Here is a 1824-nt window from a genome sequence, read left to right as displayed (position 1 = left end):
GGTGAGCTGTACGCCGTCCAGCGGCAGCACCTTCGCGATAGGCACGACGACCGTCACCTGTACTGCTAGCGACGACGCTGGCAATGTGGCGAGTGGCAGCTTTACGGTGACGATCACGCCACCGGGATCACCGCCGGCTGAAGCACCGCAACATCGTCTCTTCGTACCCGTCATTGTGCGCTGACAGCAATCTCTGGGGCCGAAGCCCGGCTTCGGCCCCTATCAACGTCGCAATGCAGAAGGGCAGGAATGTCAAATGAGAAGCAACAGGGTACACCAGATCAGCGCGTTACGTGCACACTGCGTGCAGAGAACATGCTGGAGACGTAGCGGTTCGTTCACCCTGTCCGTCGTCACTCCGCTACTACCCCTGATTCAACCAGAAACCGCCCAACCCGGGCGCGGAAGGCATCAGGATTACGCCAGGCAATCAGATGGCCGGCCTCCGGTTCGTAGACAATGCGGGCACCACGAATACCGGCAGCTACCGCCCGTGCCTGTTCGTCGGGAACGAACGGGTCTTTGCCACCGTGAAAAATAATGGTCGGTACCTGAATCTGATCAAGGCACGGTGTGACCAGTGCTTCCTGGGCGGCCAGTTGCTCGATCACCGACTCGACGCCGGCATTGAGAATCGGCCACCAGTCGGCACCGTGCTGACCAGCCATATAACGGTGCCAGCTCGGCGACATACTGGCTGTGGTGTGGCGATGCGCCTGATAGGTGGCTGCGGTTACCCGGGCAAACACCCCGTCAAGAATGAGAGCTGCGATCAGATCGGGGCGAATACAGACCGCATTCAAGGCACTGATCCCACCGGCACTCATGCCGAAGACCGGTACCGGTGTGTGGAACAGACCGGCCAGCGCATCGGCCACCGCCTCGCCTTGCATTTGAAAGTAGCGAGTGGTGAAGAGCTCTGACGGACGAGCCGAACCACCATGACCAAGCAGATCAAACGAGTAGACTGTAAATTGATCGGCGAACCGCTGCGCCAGCCGTACTTGGGTTGTCGCGCTGTAGGTGTTGCCGTGGAGCAGTACAAACGGTTCCCCCTGCCCAACGGTAAGATAGTGCAGTGGGCCATGACGGGTGTAAATTGTTGACACTGAAACACACCTCTAAAACTACAAAATTACGATCATCCATGGTGCATTAACATTTGTTCATCTAATTGTATCAGTTTATCGCCAGATTAAACCTCGGCTATTCCCCGTTTGGCTGATATATTCCGGATTTCTGCACACAATGATTGATGAACAATTCAACAAGTATAACGTCTTTCATAGTGCTATAGTACTATTCAATAATAGTCCAAAAGGTTTTGACAAAATGGTCGAAATGTCTTATAACTCGATGAGAACTTATATCTGTAGACGGTCATTTCACTCTCGCGAGCTAATCTTCTTTGGGGGATAGTACACGGAGAAACTTCATGCAACGTCGTACGACAATGATGGTCTTGCTGCTCTGTGTCATGGCCTTGTTGTCTGTGTGGTTAAAGGATACCACTCAGGCGGTTGAACTACCACCCGCCGGTTCGGTATTTTACCTCCAGACTTCAAGTCCAAGTCGTGCACTTGGTATCGGCGACTGGTACACAAATTCGGGTGCAGGTAATGGTTATCACTACATTACCCTCCATGTACCGTGTGGTTGGCCTTCCAGTACCCCCATTTACGTCGATCTGTTCCATCCTGATCTCAATGGTACATCGGGTGGTGGTGTATCTGATGAAATATTCACTGCTGGTAGCACCGTGTTTGAGATATACCAGCCAGGCACACCACTCAATCCGGCAACCAATCCGACAGCACCAGGGCC

The 1824-nt window shown here is 53.6% G+C and carries 2 protein-coding genes and 1 pseudogene; 2 read left to right on the top strand and 1 reads right to left on the bottom strand.

Annotation, left to right across the window (positions count from 1 at the left end):
- Positions 1–184: HYR domain-containing protein (locus VAE55_RS03365; protein ID WP_322814401.1), on the top strand; the 184-nt coding region annotated here is incomplete at its 5' end.
- A gap of 169 nt (positions 185–353) precedes the next feature.
- Here the strand turns inward: VAE55_RS03365 and VAE55_RS03360 are convergent.
- Positions 354–1109: an alpha/beta hydrolase gene (locus VAE55_RS03360; RefSeq protein WP_322814400.1), complete on the bottom strand. Its 756-nt coding sequence runs from the start codon at positions 1107–1109 to the stop codon at positions 354–356.
- A 326-nt stretch (positions 1110–1435) separates the two neighbouring features.
- Between VAE55_RS03360 and VAE55_RS03355 the strand changes: the two are divergent.
- Positions 1436–1824: pseudogene (locus VAE55_RS03355) on the top strand (hypothetical protein); the annotation flags it as partial.

Source organism: Chloroflexus sp. (assembly GCF_034432675.1).
Classification (GTDB): Bacteria; Chloroflexota; Chloroflexia; order Chloroflexales; family Chloroflexaceae; genus Chloroflexus.
This window is presented reverse-complemented; position numbering and strand designations above follow the sequence as displayed.